The sequence below is a fragment of the Streptomyces sp. NPDC054834 genome, from assembly GCF_053611185.1.
This window is the reverse complement of record NZ_JBSGZV010000025.1, coordinates 19047-35199: the sequence shown is the minus strand read 5'-3', so window position 1 is coordinate 35199 and position 16153 is coordinate 19047. Positions and strand designations below refer to the sequence as shown.

The following is a 16153-nucleotide window of genomic DNA, read 5'->3' as shown; positions in this document are numbered from 1 at the left end:
TTCACGAATCCGATGCGGGCGGCCAGGTGATCCAGGACGCCGGGACGTCCTCGTGCAGCCGGACGGCGTCGTGCCGGGCCAGCACCCGGGTGCGCGGCAGCTCCTGCGCCACGAGCCGGGCCACGGCGATGGCCCCCGGCGGGTTGAAGTGCGTGTTGTCCTGCTCGGTGTCCGTCCAGTTGAAGTACGTCTTGGTCGCCTCGACCCCGAGCGACTGCCACAGCGCGAGCGACAGCGCCTCGATGTCGAGCAGCGCCACGCGCTCCTCCTCGGCGAGGGCCCGCATCGCTGCCGGATAGTCGCCGTGGGTCGGCACGGCGTTGCCGTCGGCGTCGAACTTCCTCCGCTCGACGGGGGTGGCGAGCACGGGCCGGGCGCCCTTGGCTCGCGCCCCGTCGACATAGAGCCGCAGGTAGTCCTGGTACGTGGTCCACGGCTCGGTGTAGCGAGCGGGGTCGGCGGACTTCTCGTCGTTGTGCGCGAACTGGATGAGCAGCAGATCGTGCGGCCGGATGCCGGCGAGGATGGCGTCGAGCCGCCCCTCGTCGACGAAGCTCTTGGAACTCCGCCCGTTCACGGCATGGTTGGCGACCCGTATCTCCTTCCGGAGGAAGAAGGGGAGCGCCATTCCCCACCCCGTCTCGGGGGCGGCGTCGGCGAATTTCTGGGCGGCGGTGGAGTCACCGGCGATGTGGACCGTACGACGGTGAGGGGCGGCCTGCGCGGTGCCGTTGGCGGCGAGGCCGAGCGGGAGGGCGGCGAGAGCCGCCAGTGTTACCTGTCTGCGGGTAGGAGACACGACGGTGCCTTTCGAACGGGGGGAATCCCGCGCCCCGAAGGGGCGCGGGGAACTGCGCGACCAGCCACGACCGGCCCGCAGCCGAAGGACAATCAGTGATGCGCCTTCCAGTCCGCCTGCGCCTTGTTCAGCTGGTCGGCCAGCGTGTCCAGGAACTCCTTCGCGCTCATCTTCCCGAGCAGCAGCTTCTGGAAGTTCGGCTCGTTGTCCGCCTTGGAGATCGTGTTCCAGTCGGGCAGGTAGTAGGGCAACTGGACGATCTTCGTCTCGCCCCCGTTCAGCGCCTCGGCCGCCAGCTTCGTCGGCTCGGCCTGCTGGATCCACGCGTCCTTGGCCGCGTCGGTGTTCGCCGGGACCTGCCCCGCCGACTCGTTGAACTTGGAGTTCTCCTCGGCGGAGACCGCGAACTCGATGAACTTCCAGGCGGCCGCCTTGTTCTTGCTGGACTTGAACAGGCTCAGCCCGTCCACCGGGTTGGACACCTGCACCCGGGTGCCGTCGTCCAGCGTGGGGTTCGGAACGCCCCGGAACTTGTCCTTGCCCAGCGCCTTCAGATGGTCCTGGTACGAGCCCAGGTTGTGGCTCAGCATGCCGATCGTGCCGCTGTCCCACTGGGCGACCATCTTCGTGAAGTCGTTGTTCACGTCGGCGGACGGGGTGTCCTTCTTGTAGAGCGCGACGTACTTCTCGAGGGCGGCCACGTTCTTGGGATCGTTGACGGTGGTCTTGTCGCCGTTCCAGAACGACGTGATCCCGGTCTGGCCGTACACCGCGTCGAGGGCCGGCGCGATGGCGCCCTCGCCGCCGCGGATGGTGTAGCCGAACTGGTTCTTGCCCTTGTTCGTGAGCTTGTCGGCGGCCGCGTAGAACTTCGACCAGGTGGTCGGCGCGTCCAGGCCGGCCTTCTTGAACAGGTCGGTCCGGTACCACAGCGTGCCGTTGTTCGCGGAGGTCGGCACCTGGTACAGCGTGTCCCCGCCACCCGCCGCCTTGCTGACGTCGATCAGGTTCTGGCTCAGTTTTCCGTTCAGCGGGCTCTTCCGCAGCCGGCTGTCCAGCGGCTCCAGCGCGCCCTGGGCCCCGACCTCGGCGAGCATCGCGGTGCCCACGCCGCCGACGTCCGGCAGGCCGCCGCCCTGGATGGCGGTGTCGTACTTGGACTGGGCGCCGGCCGCCGGGATGCCGACGTACTTGACCTTGATGTCCGGGTACTTGTGCTGGAAGTCGGCGATGATCTGCTTCCAGATGTCGGTGCGGACACCGCCGTTGTTGTCCCAGAAGGTGATCGTGCCCTTGCCGGAGCCCTCGTCGCCCTTGTCCCCCGCGCCGCCGCTGCCGTCGTCGCCGCAGGCGGTGGCGGCCAGCGCGAGCACGGAGCCCAGGGCGACGGCCGTGGCGGCGCGCCTGCTTCTGCGGATGCTGCTCTTCATCGGTCTGCTCTCTTCTTCCGGGTTCAGCGGAGACATGAGGGGCAAGCGCTTGCTACGGAGGTGCGTCATTGCGGCTCCCAAGAGGCGTGCGGGTTGAACCAGGCAGGTGATCAGCAGGGCTCGATACGGAAGTGCGTGAAGGTGCCCGACCCGGCGTGCCCGGCTCCGGCCGGCGCTGCGGCGAACAGTCCGAGCAGAGCGCCGACCCAGCGCCAGGAGGTGGCGGCGAAGACGGGACCAGACGGGCGGAAGCCGTCCCCGGTGTCGGCGGCGAAACGGCAGCGCGCGTCCGGGCCGATCTCGATGCGCAGCCGGGCGTGCCCCTCGGAGGCGGGCCGCGGACGCTCGGCGTCCCGCTCCTTCTCCGCCACCGCCTCGGCGAACCGGTGCACGAGATGGACCGTCCCGTCGGCCTGGCGCTCGAGACCGATCCAGCCGAACGCGTCCCCGAGGACCGCCAGCCCGGCCCGCGCCCCCGGTTCCTCACTGTGCAGCCCGAGCTCGACCTCGACGGTCGCCGGGGTGCCGGGCAGCCGCTGGGTGAGGATGTGCGGCAGCTTGCGCAGGTCGTGCGCGCCGGGAGTGCGGACGCAGGTCAGCCGCAGTCCGTCGGCGGAGTGCTGGGTGGCCCAGCCGTCCTGGGGGTTGGCCGTCCACTGCCACTGACGGCCGTACCGTCCGCCGGGGAAGTCGTCGTCGGTGGCGGGCGCGGCGGGCGGCTGCGGCGGCAGGGCGGGGCGGCGGTGTTCGGTGACGGGGGCGCCGTCGTCCCCGATCACCGGCCAGCCGTCGGGGCCCCAGCGCATCGGCTGGAGGTGCACGACACGGCCGTACGCGCCGCGCTGCTGGAAGTGCAGGAACCAGTCCTCGCCGGACCGGGTGCGCACCCAGCCGCCCTGGTGCGGCCCGTTGACGTCGGTGTCCCGTTGTCCGAGGACGATCCGCTCCTCGTACGGCCCGAAGAAGTCCCGGGAACGGAAGGCGCCCTGCCAGCCGGTCTCCACTCCCCCGGCGGGCGCCAGGATCCAGAACCAGCCGTCGTGCCGGTACAGCTTGGGCCCTTCGAGGGTGAACCAGCCCGGGATCCCGTCCCCGTCGACGATCAGCCTGCCCTCGTCCAGCAGGCTGGTGCCGTCGGGGTGCATCCGGTGTCCGGTGAGCCGGTTCTTGACGCCCGAGCGGGACTTCGCCCAGGCGTGCACCAGATACGCCTCGCCGCTCTCCTCGTCCCACAGGGGGCAGGGATCGATGAGTCCCTTGCCCTTCTTGACGAGGTGCGGGCGGGTCCAGGGGCCGCGTATCCCGGGCGCGTTGACCTGAAAGATGCCCTGGTCGGGATCGCCCCAGAAGATCCAGAAGCGGTCGTCGTGGAAGCGCAACGAGGGTGCCCAGACCCCGCAGTCGTGGCGCGGCGACCTGAACTCGGCGGCCGGCTCCAGGCGTTGCAGGGCGTGGCCGACCAGGGTCCAGTTGACCAGGTCGCGGGAGTGCAGCAGCGGCAGGCCCGGGGCGCGGCCGAAGCTGGACGCGGTGAGGTAGAAGTCGTCGCCGACGCGCACGACGTCCGGGTCGGACCAGTCGGCGTTGAGGATCGGGTTGCGGTACGTCTCCTCGGTCAGGCGGACGCTCATTGGCTCACCGCCTTCCGCACCAGCGCGGCCGCCTCGTCCCGGCCGAGCCGGCCGTCGGCGACGACGGTGACGATCCGTCGTACGACGGTGTCGCCGGGCGCGATCGGCAGCCGCTCCGCGGACGCCAGCGAGGAACCCACCCCCGGGTACTCGGCGGTGCGCACGAACCACGGGTCGCCGCGGGTCTCCTCGGTGGCCCCCGCAAACACCAGCGTCCAGCCGGCGCCGGCCAGCGCCAGCCAGTCGGCGCGGGCGCCGTGCGCCTCGGCCTCGCCGGCACGCTCGCCGGTGAAGACGTCCGGCGCCGACGCCTCCTTGCGGGCCCGCCAGAAGAAGCCGCCGTACGCGGCACCAGGGCGTCCGTTCGTGGCGGGGCTGCCGATGGACAGCGCCTGAGGCGTGACGTTGGTGAGGGAGAAGGTGAAGTCCAACGCCCAGGCGGTCGCGGTGAGTTCGGTGGCCGCTACGGTACGGCGCTCACGCAGCAGCTCGGCGCCCGAAGCGACCCAGCGCAGCTCCTCGACGAAGCCGTCCGGGTCGCGCAGCTGGAAGCCGGTGTGACGCTGGGCGCCAAGGTTGTCCAGCTCTGTCGGGCCCTGGTCACGGACGTACGTGCGCCCGCCCCAGAAGTTGTACCCCTCGACGTCGGGGACTGCGACGCCGACGCCGAGGTGGTGTGTGTGGTCGGCGGGGCTGAGCTCGGTGACCGCCGTGCCGGCCAGGGTGGTGACGGGGTGCAGGTAGGGGCGCGGCGAGAGCCGGGCCGGCAGTCCGGGCCGGGTGACATAGCGGCCGACCGGGCGGCCCGCGACCCGCAGGACGTGGGTGTCGTCGGGTGTCATCGGGTGCTCACCTCTTTCGGTAGGGCCCAGGAGGCGCCCAGCTCGGAGTAGAGGGCGAGGGTGTCGGCGGCGGCCGCGACCAGAGCGTCGATGCCGGGCACGACCCGGCGGTTCTCGTCCGGGAGCAGATGCCAGGCGCCGGCGGGCAGCGCGGCCGGGTCCTCGGCCAGCCGGATCGCTTCGACGACCTTCATGAAGGCGCCCGTCGACTCGGGTTCGACCAGCAGGTCCGCGCCGGTGGTGAGGTGGTCGACGAGGTTCTCCAGCAGGTCCGTACGGCCGTACTCGGTCTCTTCCGGCCCGTGGGCCGCCCGCTGGAGCAGCACGCGGTCCTGCTTGTACCAGTAGGTGATCCGGCCGCTGGAGCCGTGCACCAGTACGTACGGCTCCCCCGGCTCCTCGGCGCACAGGGTCGCGGCGACGGTGACCGGGCCGAGCCCGGTGGTCACCCGGACGCAGGAGGTGTCGTCGGACTCGATGTCGTTGGCCCGCAGCAGCTCGGTCTCGATGCCGGCGACGTCCTCGGCGCGGGTGGTGCCGAGGAGGGCGAGGCCGGTGGCGACGGCGTGGGCGAAGGGGTTGGTGAGGACCCCGTCGATCACGTCGACGCCGTTCAGCCGGCGCCTGCCGGCCCAGGGCGCCCGCCGGTAGTAGGCCTCGTCGCGGGCCCAGGCCCCGGCGCCGCCGACCCCCGTGACCTCGCCGACCGCGCCCTCGGCGATCAGCCGGCGGATCGCGGGCACGGCGTGCGAGCCCAGTGACTGGAATCCGATCTGGCAGGCCACGCCCGCCGCGGTGACCCCGTCGGTCATACGGCGGAACTCCGCGTACGACGGCGCCGGCGGCTTCTCCAGCAGCAGGTGCACGCCCCTGCGGGCGGCCGTCAGGGCCAGGTCGGTGTGGGTCGGGATCGGCGTGCAGACGACCGCGATCCGCGCGCCGGTGGAGTCGAGGAGCGCCCCGAAGTCGGCGGACTGCTCGGGCGCGCCGAGGCCCTCGGGGATCTCGGCGGCGGCCAGCGGGGTCAGCTCGCAGATGCCTGCCAGCCGGACGATGCCCTTGCTCTGGAGCCGGCGGATGTTGTCCAGGTGCCAGCGGCCGTGGCCGCGCGCCCCCGCCAGCACGAGGGGTACGCCGGCGCCAACCGTCAGGTCACGAGCCATCAACCCTTCACCGCCCCCGCACTGAAGCCGGTGATCAGCCACTTCTGGATGAAGGCGAACACGATCACCACCGGTACGGCCGCGACGATACCGCCCGCCGCCAGGGCGCCCAGGTCCACGCTGTCGGCGCTCATCAGGGTGTTGAGGCCGACCGGGATGGTCTGCTTGCTCTGGTCGGACAGGAACATCAGGGCGAACAGGAAGTGGTTCCAGGCGTGCACGAAGGCGAAGGAGCCGACGGCGATCAACCCGGGCCGCAGCAGCGGAAGCACGACGATGCGGAAGGCGGCGAATCGGTTGCAGCCGTCCACCCAGGCGGCCTCCTCCAGGGAGTACGGCACGTTCCGGATGAAGCCGCTGATCAGGATCATCGACAGCGGCAACTGGAAGACGGTCTCGGCGAGGATCACACTGCCGAGCGAGTTGATCATCTGGAGCTTGGCGAAGATCTGGAACAGCGGCACCAGCAGCAGCGCGCCCGGCACGAACTGGGAGCACAGCAGGGCCAGCATGAAGGCGCGCTTGAGCCGGAAGTCGAAGCGGGCCAGGGCGTAGCCGCCGGCCAGCGCGACCACGGTGGTGAGGATCAGCGTGGCGACACCGACGTACACGCTGTTGGTGAAGTAGGTGCCGAAGCTCCGCTCGCTCCACACCTTCTGGAAGTGGTCGAAGGTGACCGGCCAGGGCACCAGCGAGGTCGAGCTGGCCGGGCGGAGGGCGAAGAGGAGGATCCAGTAGAAGGGGACCAGGGTGAAGAGCAGGTAGACCGACAGGGGCAGGTAGATCTGCCAGCGCGGGGCCTCGTCCCAGGCGCGGCGCCTGCCCCGGCGCGCTCGGGCGGGTTCGGGGGCCACGCGCTTGTCCTCCGCGGGGGCGATCTCGGTGATCACTTCTCGCCACCTCCGAACTTGCTCAGTCGCAGGTAGGCGATCGAGCAGAAGAGCAGGATCACGAACGCCACCGTGGTGAGGGCGGACGCGTAGCCGAAGTTGTGGGCGTCGACGCTGGTGTTGGCGATGTAGAGCGGGAGGGTCGTGGTCTCCCCCGCCGGGCCGCCGCCGGTCAGGGTGTAGAGCAGGTCGACGTTGTTGAACTCCCACACCGCCCGCAGCAGCGTGGACAGGACGATGGCGTCCTTCAGGTGCGGCAGCGTGATGTGCCAGAACTGCTTCAGCCGGCTCGCGCCGTCCACCTCGGCCGCCTCGTACAGGTCCTTGGAGACGGACTGGAGGTCGGCGAGGATGAGGATCGCGAAGAACGGGACCCCGCGCCACAGGTCGGCGACCACCGCCGCCGGGAACACGGTCGAGGTGTCCGAGAGCCAGCTGGTCCCGTACGAGCCGATGCCCGCGTCGGCGAGGTAACGGGTGATGCCGGTCTGGGAGTTGTAGAGCAGCACCCAGATCGCGGAGGTGAGCACGCCGGAGACCGCCCACGGGGAGAAGACCAGCGCCCGGCCCAGTGCCCGTCCGACGAAGGTCTGGTTGACGATCAGGGCGAGGGCGAGACCGAGGAGCAGCTGGAGTCCGACCTCGACGACCACCCACTTCGCGCTGAAGGTGAGCGTGTCCCAGAACTGGGGGTCGTGCGCGAAGGCCTGGGTGAAGTTGTCGAAGCCCGCGAATCCGTTCCGCCACGGCTTGGTGGGGTTGTAGTTCTGGAGGCTGTAGTAGAAGACGCTGAGGACCGGGTAGGCGATGAAGCCCAGCATGAGCAGGGCCGCCGGGGCGATCAGCAGGTACGGGAGCCTGCGCGGCGTCGCGGAGGCACGGCGCCGCCGGGGTGGCGCGGGCGGTTTCGCCACGGCTGCGGCTTGGGCCATGACTGTTCTCCGTTCTGGTGCGTCGTCCGGTCTCGTGCGGGTGAAGCGCTTTCTTCGTGCGCAGGGGCCTGGGCGTCACCCGTGGTGCGTGGGGTCAGCCCGCGTAGGGGTCCGCGACCTTGCCGGGGCGGGCGAGGAACTCGAAGTCGCAGCCGGTGTCGGCCTGGGTGATCTGGTCGTTGTAGAGCGCGCCGTAGCCGCGCTCGTAACGCGTGGGCGGTGGCGTCCACTCCGCCCTGCGCCGGTCCAGTTCCACGTCGTCCACGTCGAGTCGGAGGGTGCGCGCCTCGACGTCCAGTGTGATCAGGTCCCCGGTGCGGACCAGCGCGAGCGGGCCGCCGATGTACGACTCCGGTGCCACGTGCAGCACGCAGGCGCCGTAACTCGTCCCGCTCATCCGGGCGTCGGAGATCCGCACCATGTCGCGCACGCCCTGCTTGAGCAGATGGTCCGGGATCGGGAGCATGCCGTACTCGGGCATGCCCGGGCCGCCCTTGGGGCCGGCGCCCCGCAGCACGAGCACGCTGTCGGCGGTGATACCGAGGGCGGGGTCGTTGATGGTCCGCTGCATCGTCCGGTAGTCGTCGAAGACGACCGCGGGCCCGGTGTGCTTGAGCAGGTGGGGCTCGGCGGCGATGTGCTTGATGACCGCGCCGTCCGGACAGAGGTTGCCGCGCAGCACCGCGACCCCGCCCTCGTCGGCCACCGGGTTGTCCCGGGGCCGGATGACGTCGTCGTTGTGCACCTGGGCGCCGGCGATCTGCTCGCGCAGGGTGTCGTGGGAGACGGTCGGCCGGTCGAGGTGGAGCAGGTCGGTGATCCGGGAGAGGAATCCGGGGAGGCCGCCGGCGAAGTGGAAGTCCTCCATGAGGTACGTCCGTCCGCCGGGGCGGACGTTCGCCAGGACCGGGACCGTGCGGGCGATGCGGTCGAAGTCGTCGAGGGTGAGGCGGATCCCGGCGCGTCCGGCCATGGCGATCAGGTGGATGACGGCGTTGGTCGAACCGCCGAGGCCGAGGACCGTGGTCACCGCGTCCTCGAAGGCCTCCCGGGTGAGGATGTCGGACAGCTTGCGGTCCTCATGGACCAGTTCGACGATGCGCAGACCGGAGGCGGCGGCCATCCGGTCGTGCCCGGAGTCCACGGCGGGGACGCTGGACGCGCCCGGCACGGTCACACCGAGCGCCTCCGCGGCGGCGGTCAGGGTGGAGGCCGTGCCCATGGTCATGCAGTGGCCGGGCGAGCGGGCGAGGCCGCTCTCCAGCTCGGTCATCTCGCAGTCGCCGATGAGGCCGGCGCGCTTGTCGTCCCAGTACTTCCACATGTCGGTGCCGGAGCCGAGGACCTCGTTGCGCCAGTGTCCGGGGAGCATCGGCCCGGCGGGCACGAAGACGGTGGGCAGGTCGACGCTCGCGGCGCCCATGAGCAGGGCGGGGGTGGACTTGTCGCAGCCGCCCATCAGGACGGCGCCGTCGACCGGGTAGGACCGCAGCAGCTCCTCGGTCTCCATGGAGAGCATGTTGCGGTAGAGCATGGGGGTCGGCTTCTGGAAGGTCTCGCTGAGCGTGGAGACCGGGAACTCCAGGGGGAAGCCGCCCGCCTGCCACACGCCGCGCTTCACGGCCTGCGCCCGATCCCTTAGATGCACATGACAAGGATTGATGTCGGACCAGGTGTTGAGGATCGCGATGACGGGCTTGCCCAGGTGCTCCTCGGGCAGGTAGCCGAGCTGGCGGGTGCGGGCCCGGTGGCTGAAGGAACGCAGTCCGTCGGTGCCGTACCACTGGTGGCTCCTGAGCTCTTCCGGCTTCTTCATATGGCCCACCCGGCGGCGATGGCGGCGACCTCGGCGCGTTCGTCCTCGGGCAGCGGCCTGCTGGGCGGGCGGACGTCGCGGCGGCACAGTCCGAGGGAGGCCAGAGCCTCCTTGACGACGGTGACGTTGTTGGCGGAGCCGCCCGCGGCACGCAGTTCCTCGAAGCGGCGGATCTGCTCCCAGACCTTCATGGCGGCCGGGTAGTCACCGGATCGAAGCGCTTCGATCATGTTCAGCGAAACGGCCGGGGCGACGTTCACCAGCCCCGAGGTGAAGCCGGTGGCGCCCGCGGAGAAGTACGAGGGGGCGTACGGCTCGGCCAGGCCCGCCACCCACACGAAGCGGTCCAGGCCCGCGTCCCGGGCGAAGGCGGCGAACCGGGCCGCGTCCGGCACCGCGTACTTGACGCCGATCACGTTCGGGCAGGCGTCGGCGAGTTCGGCGAGACGGGCGCCGGTGAGCTGGGCGTTGCGGATGTACGGGACCACGCCCAGCTCGGGGACGGCCTCGGCGATGACGCGGTGGTAGTCGACCCAGCCGGACTGGGAGACGTACGGGTGGACCGGCTGGTGGACCATCACCATCTGCGCGCCGAGCTCGCGGGCGTGCCGCGCGGAGGCGACGGCGGTCGGCACGTCGTGCCCGACGCCCACCAGGACGACGGCGCGCTCGCCGGCCTCCTGAAGGGTCAGCTCCGTGACCAGGCGGCGCTCTTCGGGGGTGAGGGCGTAGAACTCGCCGGTGTTGCCGCCCGGGGTGAGAGTGGTGATGCCGCCGTCGAGCAGGCGACGCAGCAGGGCCCGGTGGGCGTCCCGGTCGACGTCGCCGTCCGCGGTGAACGGCGTCACCGGGATCGCCACCACGTCGGCCAGGGCGGCCCGTTGGGTCTCGAACGTCGCGCTCATTCCTGACCTTCCTCTTCCTGGGCGTGGGGGAACGCGCGCCGCACGAACGACGCGATGTGCGCGTGCAGGGCGGCCGCCGCGCCGTCCGCCTCGCCCTCCAGGGCGAGCCGGAGGATCTCCCTGTGTTCGGCGGCCTCCCGCTCCCAGGAGGGGTCGGCGGCCCAGGCCACGGCCGAGACCAGGGCGGCCTGGTCGCGGACCTCGTCGAGCATCCGGCCGAGCAGCGGGTTGCCGCAGGGCAGGTACAGCGCGCGGTGGAACTCCCGGTTGGCCAACGAGCGTTCGGCGGTGTCGCCGGCCGCGTCGGCCCGCCGCAGGGCGTCCCGGGCGTCGTCGAGGGAGGCGCCCCGGTGCACGGCACGCCTGAGGGCCTCCGGTTCGAGCAGCAGCCGTACGTCGTAGACCTCGCTCGCCATGTCCGCGTCCACCATGCGCACCGTGACGCCCTTGTACTGGCTCATCACCACCAGCCCGGTCCCGGCCAGCGTCTTGAGCGCCTCGCGCACGGGGGTCTTGGACACCCCGAACTGCGCGGCGAGCTCCGTCTCGACCAGGGCCTGGCCGGGCGTCAGCTGCCCGGTGAGGATGCGGTGTTTGATCCCCTCCAGCACGAACTGCGTGCGGGACGGGATCGGCGTGGGCACAGAGGTCATGCGCGCCTCTCGGATGTCGCGTATCTGATCTCGCGTATCGCGTCTCATATATGACGTACGAAGTACGACGCGATGAAGGTAGGAGGGGGCATGTGATTCGTCAATGCTTCTGACAAAGGAAGTTGAGGCTGCCGAGGCAGGAGGGCTGGAGGGTCAGACGGTTCTCGTCTCACCCTCACGGGCGGTGTCGGTGGGCCGTCCGGCGGCCACGGCGGCGCGCGCGGTCGCCGTCTCACGGGTGAGCGCCGGCCCGACGTGGGTGACCAGCAACTCCTGTACACCCGCCTCCCGGGCGATGCGGCCCGCGTCCTCCGGTGTCAGATGGACCTGTTCGCCATCGCGATGCTCATCGATGTCCGCCTCACACAGGAACAGGTCCGCGCGGACGGCGAGTTCGCCCAGCGCGACGCAGGGGCCGCTGTCCCCGGAGTACGCCAGGACGCTCCCCTGGCTCTCGGCGCGCAGTCCGTACGCCTCGGTGTCATGGGCGACGGCGCGGCTGGTGAGGCGGAGGTTCCAGTGCCGGACGACGTGCCCGTCGTACAGGGGGCGGAAGTCCAGGACGTGGCTCAGCCCTTTCACGTCCGGCCGGCCGAAGAAGCCCGCCAGACGGCGGGCGCAGTCCTGTGGCGCGTACACCGGGATCGGCGCGGGCGGGGTGAGTCCGCCGAAGGCGAAGGCGTAGGCGGCGGCGAGCAGGTCGGCGCTGTGGTCGGCGTGCAGGTGCGAGATCCAGATCGCCGTCAGCCGCGCCGGGTCCGTGTGCCGCTGCAATTCCGCGAAGGTTCCGGTCCCGGCGTCCACCCACACCTCGGCGCCCCCGCCGCGCAGCAGGTACCCGGAGCAGGGGCGGCCGGGGCCGGGGTGCGGGGAGGCGGTGCCGAGGACGGTGAGGCTGAGGGGCATGGTGGGGAGGGTACGGTCGCACGGCCCCGGCCCGCCCGCCGTTTGCGGTGATCTACCGTCGCCCAGGCCTGTTTGCGCCGGTCTGAGAGCTGGGGGCTCTAAGGGCGCCACCCCGGGTCGCGTCCGCTCAGTCCCACCGCCCGGTCCAGCAGCGGTGCGTCGGCCGGGACGGGGACGATCGGGCCGAAGATGCCGCCGCGGCTCGGGTCGTCGGCCGCGGCGCGGAGGAAGCCGTACGAGGCCTCCAGCGCGGCCGGGTCGGGGGTGTAGTCCTGGCCGGTGGCGCGGGCCAGGTCCCAGCCGTGGATGACCAGTTCATCGACGGCGACGGCCGCCGCGACCGCGCCGGGCAGGTCCACGCCGCCCGCGCGGGTCATGCCGGTCCAGGCGGCCGGGTCGCGCCAGGCCTCGGCGAGTTCGTCGAGCACCTTGGGCAGCTCCTCGCGCCAGCCGGGGCCGATGTCCGGCACGGTGGTGCCGGGGCTGGTGTCGGTGGTGACGCCCAGGTCCTTGCGGGCGGCGTCACGGAAGGCGGCGGCGAGGCCCACGAGGTGCCCCAGCATGTTGCGCACGGCGAGGTCCGGGCACGGTGTGACGGCCGAGAGCTGCTCGTCGGTCACCCTCTCGGCGAGCAGTGCCACGGCTCGGGCCTGCGGGCCGAGGTCGAGGATCGTGTCGGTCATGGTCCTGCTCCTTCGGGCATGCGGTACCGGTACGGAGGGTGGACCGGGCGGCGCCGGGAAACTCATCGGTGGGCCAGAGGTTTTTCTAAGGCACCTGCCCGATGCTCCCGGGCAGGCCTTAGACCCACGATGACCAGGCATGACCACCTCCTGGACCGCGACCCGCCTGCTCCGCGACCGCAACGCGGCCCTCTACCTCACCGGCGTCGTGGTGTCCGGCTTCGGCAGTTCCGCGCTCTGGCTCGTGTCGGGCGTCTGGGTCAAGGACCTCACGGGATCCAACGGCCTGGCCGCCCTGTGCACCGCCGCCCTCTGGGCCCCCACCCTCGCCGGACCCGCCCTCGGCACCCTCGCCGACCGGGTCCGCCGCAAACCCCTCCTGATCTGCGTCAACCTCGGCCTCGCCGGGCTCCTGCTCCCCCTCTGGACCGTCGACTCCCCCGCCTCCGTCCGGCTGCTCCTCACCGTCCTCGTCTGCTACGGCGCGGCAGGCGTCGTCGAGGACGCGGCCAACTCCGCCCTCGTGGCCGCCGCCGTCGACCCCGCCCTGCTCGGCGACTTCAACGGACTGCGGATGACCGCCCGCGAGGGCATGAAGCTGGTCGCCCCGCTGACCGGCGCCGCGCTGTACACGGCGTACGGCGGGCCGAGTGTCGCGATGCTGGACGCCGGCACCTTCGTGCTGGCGGCGGGACTGTGCGCGCTGCTCCGGGTCCGCGAGGAACGTCCCGGGCCGGCCGGCGGCAACTGGTGGCGGCAGACCGTCGAAGGCGCCCGTCGTCTGTGGGCGCACACCACGCTCCGTCCGCTCGTCCTGGCCGGCGGGACGACCATGAGCCTCACCTCGCTCGGCAGCAGCCTGAACTACGCCGTCGTGGACGCCCTCGGCCGCTCCCCCGCCTACACGGGCGTGATGTACGCCGTCCAGGGCGTCGGGTCGGTCGCGGTCGGGCTGGTGTCCGGGCCCGCGCTGCGGCGGCTCGGTGAGCGCCGGTTCGCGGCGTACGGCATCGCGCTGACGGCGGTCGCGGTGGCCGCGCGGGCGGTGCCGTACGACGCGGTGGTGCTGGCGTGCAGCGCGGCGGGCGGGCTCGGGCTGCCCTGTGTGCTGATCGCCGCCTACACCGCCGTACAGCGGGAGATCCCGGCCGACGCGTTGGGGCGGGCGACCGCGACCGCCGGCACGCTGATGTTCACGCCCAACGTGATCGGCCTGGCCGTCGGGGCCGCCCTCGTCGAACTCGTCGACCACCGGCTGCTGCTGGTGCTCCTCGGCGTCGGGCTGCTCGCCACCGCCGGGTCACTGGCTCAGCGCAGTGCCTCCCGCACCGCCGCCAAGTCCCCGTCCGACGCCAACCCGGCGTGATAGAGCCGCAGTTCCGTCGCGCCCAGCTCCCGCGCCCGCGCCGCGTCCGCCGCGAGGGTGCCCGGGCTGCCGCCCATGCCGGACACCACGGTGAAGTTGGCGGCGATCACCGCTCCCGCCCGGCCCTGTTCGGCGAACGGCGTCAGCGGCTCCGTACCGCCCGCGCAGGGGACGACCACGCCGTCCGCGACGGACAGGACGTGCGCGGGGTCCACACCCGGGTTGGCACCGCAGTGGTAGGACACGGGGTCCGCGTGCAGCAGCACCTGGAAGCCCTCGGGCGCGGCGGCGCGGACGGCGGCGACCGCGTCCTCCTGGAGCGTGCGGGCGGTCCGGTCGCGCCACGCGCGCGTGGCGGCCGCCGTCTCCCCGCCGAGGAGTTTCTCCACGCCCGCCCAGCCCCCGTCGTCGGCCGCCGCGCCCTGCCACAGGGGCTCCAGCGCGGCCCGTACGGAGGCCGCCAGCTCGTCGGCGTCCAGGTCTTCCACGGCGTAGCCCGCCCGGCAGGCCGGGCAGAAGCACAGTGCCATCAGGTACTGCCCGGCCTCCCCCAGGCCGACGCCGGAGGTCTTGTCGTGGGCGTGCAGGTGCTGGAGTCCGTACCAGCCGAGGGACTCCAGCTCCGTGCCGCGCGCCCCGGGCCGTACGGCGGCCTCGGCGGCCAGGTCGACGAGGTACGCGCGCGTGGCGGGCTGGGCGATGCAGGGCGCCCAGGGGTAGCGGTCGCCGTAGGCGTTGACGACCGAGGTGCCGGGGTGTTCGGCGCCGAGGCGGGAGTTGTGCGCGAGGACCACCCAGGTGTGCACCTCCAGGCCGGCCGCCGCGAGGGCGTCGGCGGCCTCCCCGAAGGCGTCGCCGGGGGCCCAGTCGCCGGCCGGGTACGGGCGCGGGGTGCGGCCCTCCCAGCGCCGCGGGTCGGCCGGGTAGAGCACCGCCGCGTGCTCGGCGGTGACGATGCGGTGGCGGGGGTGGCGGGGGGTCAGCGCGCGCGTGGAGTGGTAGGCGGCGGCGAGGGTCACCTGCTCCACGCCGAGTCCGGCGATCCGCGCGGGGGCCTGCGGGTCCCCGTTGACGTCCCAGGGGTAGACGAACGCCGACGCCTTCACACGTCCTCCTCGAGCAGTGCGTACCCGCGCTCGATCAGCTGAGCGAGCTGCTTGACATGATCCTCGGCCGGCTCGTGCAGCGGGGGCCGCACCTCCCCCACGTCCAGGCCGCGCAGCCGTACGCCCGCCTTGACGAGGGCGACCGCGTAGCCGCGGCCCTGGGCGCGCAGGTCGACGAACGGGCGGTAGAAGCCGTCCAGCAGGCGGCGGACGGTGTCCTGGTCGCCCGTCTCCAGGGCCCGGTGGAAGGCGAGGGCGATCTCGGGCGCGAAGCAGAACACGGCGGAGGAGTACAGGCGGATTCCGATGCCGCGGTAGGCGAGCTGGGTCTGCTCGGCGGTGGGCAGGCCGTTGAAGTACAGGAAGTCGCCGGGGGCCTCGGTGCGGACGGCGCTGACGATCCGCTGCATCAGATCCAGGTCGCCCAGGCCGTCCTTGAAGCCGATGATCCCCTCGGTGCGGGCCAGCTCGACGACGGTCTCGGGGCTGAACACCGCGTTGTCGCGCTGGTAGACGATCACGGGCAGCTCGGTGGCCGCGGCGACCTGCCGGTAGTGGCGCAGCAGGCCCTCCTGGCCGGGGACGACCAGGTACGGCGGCATGGCGAGCAGGCCGTCGGCCCCGGCCGCCCGCGCCAGCGCCGCGTACCGCACGGCGAGCGCGGTGCCGTATCCGGCGCCGGCGACGACCGGTACGCGCCCCTCGGCCGCCTCGACGGCCGCCCGTACGCACGCCTCGAACTCCTCGGGCAGCAGGGCGTGGAACTCGCCGGTGCCACAGCAGGCGAACACCGCGGCGGCCCCCGCGTCGACGCCCCGGCGCACGTGCGTGCGGTAGACGTCGAGGTCGATCGAGCCGTCCGGACCGTACGCGGTGACGGGGAAGAACAGCGGTCCCCGGGGGTCGCTGAGACGAGCGGCGAGAGGGGCTGGCGTCACGGGCTCTCCCTGTCGGTGCATACTTCTGATCGACGTCTATATTTCTGAACACATCCACGCTAAGGGCCCCACTCAACGCGGGTCAAGCACGCA

At 72.0% G+C, this 16153-nt stretch carries 15 protein-coding genes; 1 reads left to right on the top strand and 14 read right to left on the bottom strand.

Features of this window, described 5'->3' with window-relative positions:
* Position 1: 1 nt before the first annotated feature.
* The 12 genes from ACWGJM_RS29025 to ACWGJM_RS28970 all read right to left on the bottom strand — a co-directional run bounded on the left by ACWGJM_RS29025 (position 2) and on the right by ACWGJM_RS28970 (position 12650).
* Complete coding sequence (locus ACWGJM_RS29025) at positions 2-799, bottom strand: rhamnogalacturonan acetylesterase (protein ID WP_453414675.1); 798 nt, start codon at positions 797-799, stop codon at positions 2-4.
* A gap of 92 nt (positions 800-891) precedes the next feature.
* Positions 892-2229, bottom strand: a complete 1338-nt coding sequence (locus tag ACWGJM_RS29020; RefSeq protein WP_453414674.1) for an ABC transporter substrate-binding protein — start codon at positions 2227-2229, stop codon at positions 892-894.
* Positions 2230-2339: 110 nt separating this feature from the next.
* Positions 2340-3860: a family 43 glycosylhydrolase gene (locus ACWGJM_RS29015; protein ID WP_453414673.1), complete on the bottom strand. Its 1521-nt coding sequence runs from the start codon at positions 3858-3860 to the stop codon at positions 2340-2342.
* Positions 3857-4702, bottom strand: a complete 846-nt coding sequence (locus ACWGJM_RS29010; RefSeq protein WP_453414672.1) for a DUF6807 domain-containing protein — start codon at positions 4700-4702, stop codon at positions 3857-3859. The genes ACWGJM_RS29015 and ACWGJM_RS29010 overlap by 4 nt, the downstream gene beginning before the upstream one ends.
* Positions 4699-5865: a Gfo/Idh/MocA family protein gene (locus ACWGJM_RS29005; protein ID WP_453414671.1), complete on the bottom strand. Its 1167-nt coding sequence runs from the start codon at positions 5863-5865 to the stop codon at positions 4699-4701. The genes ACWGJM_RS29010 and ACWGJM_RS29005 overlap by 4 nt, the downstream gene beginning before the upstream one ends.
* Positions 5865-6755, bottom strand: a complete 891-nt coding sequence (locus tag ACWGJM_RS29000) for a carbohydrate ABC transporter permease (protein ID WP_453414670.1) — start codon at positions 6753-6755, stop codon at positions 5865-5867. The genes ACWGJM_RS29005 and ACWGJM_RS29000 overlap by 1 nt, the downstream gene beginning before the upstream one ends.
* The gene (locus ACWGJM_RS28995; RefSeq protein WP_453414669.1) at positions 6752-7687 is read right to left on the bottom strand and encodes a carbohydrate ABC transporter permease; all 936 of its coding nucleotides are present in this window, start codon (positions 7685-7687) and stop codon (positions 6752-6754) included. Before ACWGJM_RS28995 ends, ACWGJM_RS29000 begins: the two co-directional genes overlap by 4 nt.
* 94 nt (positions 7688-7781) lie before the next feature.
* Positions 7782-9503: an L-arabinonate dehydratase gene (gene araD / locus ACWGJM_RS28990; protein WP_453414668.1), complete on the bottom strand. Its 1722-nt coding sequence runs from the start codon at positions 9501-9503 to the stop codon at positions 7782-7784.
* Complete coding sequence (locus ACWGJM_RS28985) at positions 9500-10408, bottom strand: dihydrodipicolinate synthase family protein (protein ID WP_453414667.1); 909 nt, start codon at positions 10406-10408, stop codon at positions 9500-9502. Before ACWGJM_RS28985 ends, araD begins: the two co-directional genes overlap by 4 nt.
* Positions 10405-11061 carry a GntR family transcriptional regulator gene (locus ACWGJM_RS28980; RefSeq protein ID WP_453414666.1) on the bottom strand — a complete coding sequence of 219 codons (657 nt, stop codon included), beginning with the start codon at positions 11059-11061 and terminating at the stop codon, positions 10405-10407. Before ACWGJM_RS28980 ends, ACWGJM_RS28985 begins: the two co-directional genes overlap by 4 nt.
* A 153-nt stretch (positions 11062-11214) precedes the next feature.
* The gene (locus ACWGJM_RS28975; RefSeq protein ID WP_453414665.1) at positions 11215-11967 is read right to left on the bottom strand and encodes an MBL fold metallo-hydrolase; all 753 of its coding nucleotides are present in this window, start codon (positions 11965-11967) and stop codon (positions 11215-11217) included.
* 98 nt (positions 11968-12065) lie between these two features.
* Complete coding sequence (locus ACWGJM_RS28970) at positions 12066-12650, bottom strand: TIGR03086 family metal-binding protein (protein ID WP_453414664.1); 585 nt, start codon at positions 12648-12650, stop codon at positions 12066-12068.
* Positions 12651-12789: 139 nt separating this feature from the next.
* Between ACWGJM_RS28970 and ACWGJM_RS28965 the strand changes: the two genes are divergently transcribed.
* Positions 12790-14016: an MFS transporter gene (locus ACWGJM_RS28965; RefSeq protein WP_453414663.1), complete on the top strand. Its 1227-nt coding sequence runs from the start codon at positions 12790-12792 to the stop codon at positions 14014-14016.
* Here the strand turns inward: ACWGJM_RS28965 and ACWGJM_RS28960 are convergent.
* Together ACWGJM_RS28960 and ACWGJM_RS28955 are read right to left on the bottom strand one after the other, a co-directional pair.
* On the bottom strand, positions 13959-15122 hold the full coding sequence (locus tag ACWGJM_RS28960) for a hypothetical protein (protein ID WP_453414662.1): 1164 nt from the start codon (positions 15120-15122) through the stop codon (positions 13959-13961). The two genes, ACWGJM_RS28965 and ACWGJM_RS28960, sit on opposite strands and share 58 nt — an antisense overlap.
* Complete coding sequence (locus tag ACWGJM_RS28955; RefSeq protein WP_453414661.1) at positions 15119-16060, bottom strand: 5-dehydro-4-deoxyglucarate dehydratase; 942 nt, start codon at positions 16058-16060, stop codon at positions 15119-15121. Before ACWGJM_RS28955 ends, ACWGJM_RS28960 begins: the two co-directional genes overlap by 4 nt.
* Between the last annotated feature and the right edge of the window lie 93 nt (positions 16061-16153).

What these genes read in the sequence shown, in the direction of transcription:
- ACWGJM_RS29020 (WP_453414674.1), bottom strand. Translation starts at nt 2,229, where the DNA reads ATGAAGAGCAGCATCCGCAGAAGCAGGCGCGCCGCCACGGCCGTCGCC.
- ACWGJM_RS29015 (WP_453414673.1), bottom strand. Translation starts at nt 3,860, where the DNA reads ATGAGCGTCCGCCTGACCGAGGAGACGTACCGCAACCCGATCCTCAAC.
- ACWGJM_RS29010 (WP_453414672.1), bottom strand. Translation starts at nt 4,702, where the DNA reads ATGACACCCGACGACACCCACGTCCTGCGGGTCGCGGGCCGCCCGGTC.
- ACWGJM_RS29005 (WP_453414671.1), bottom strand. Translation starts at nt 5,865, where the DNA reads ATGGCTCGTGACCTGACGGTTGGCGCCGGCGTACCCCTCGTGCTGGCG.
- ACWGJM_RS28995 (WP_453414669.1), bottom strand. Translation starts at nt 7,687, where the DNA reads ATGGCCCAAGCCGCAGCCGTGGCGAAACCGCCCGCGCCACCCCGGCGG.
- araD (WP_453414668.1), bottom strand. Translation starts at nt 9,503, where the DNA reads ATGAAGAAGCCGGAAGAGCTCAGGAGCCACCAGTGGTACGGCACCGAC.
- ACWGJM_RS28985 (WP_453414667.1), bottom strand. Translation starts at nt 10,408, where the DNA reads ATGAGCGCGACGTTCGAGACCCAACGGGCCGCCCTGGCCGACGTGGTG.
- ACWGJM_RS28980 (WP_453414666.1), bottom strand. Translation starts at nt 11,061, where the DNA reads ATGACCTCTGTGCCCACGCCGATCCCGTCCCGCACGCAGTTCGTGCTG.
- ACWGJM_RS28975 (WP_453414665.1), bottom strand. Translation starts at nt 11,967, where the DNA reads ATGCCCCTCAGCCTCACCGTCCTCGGCACCGCCTCCCCGCACCCCGGC.
- ACWGJM_RS28970 (WP_453414664.1), bottom strand. Translation starts at nt 12,650, where the DNA reads ATGACCGACACGATCCTCGACCTCGGCCCGCAGGCCCGAGCCGTGGCA.
- ACWGJM_RS28965 (WP_453414663.1), top strand. Translation starts at nt 12,790, where the DNA reads ATGACCACCTCCTGGACCGCGACCCGCCTGCTCCGCGACCGCAACGCG.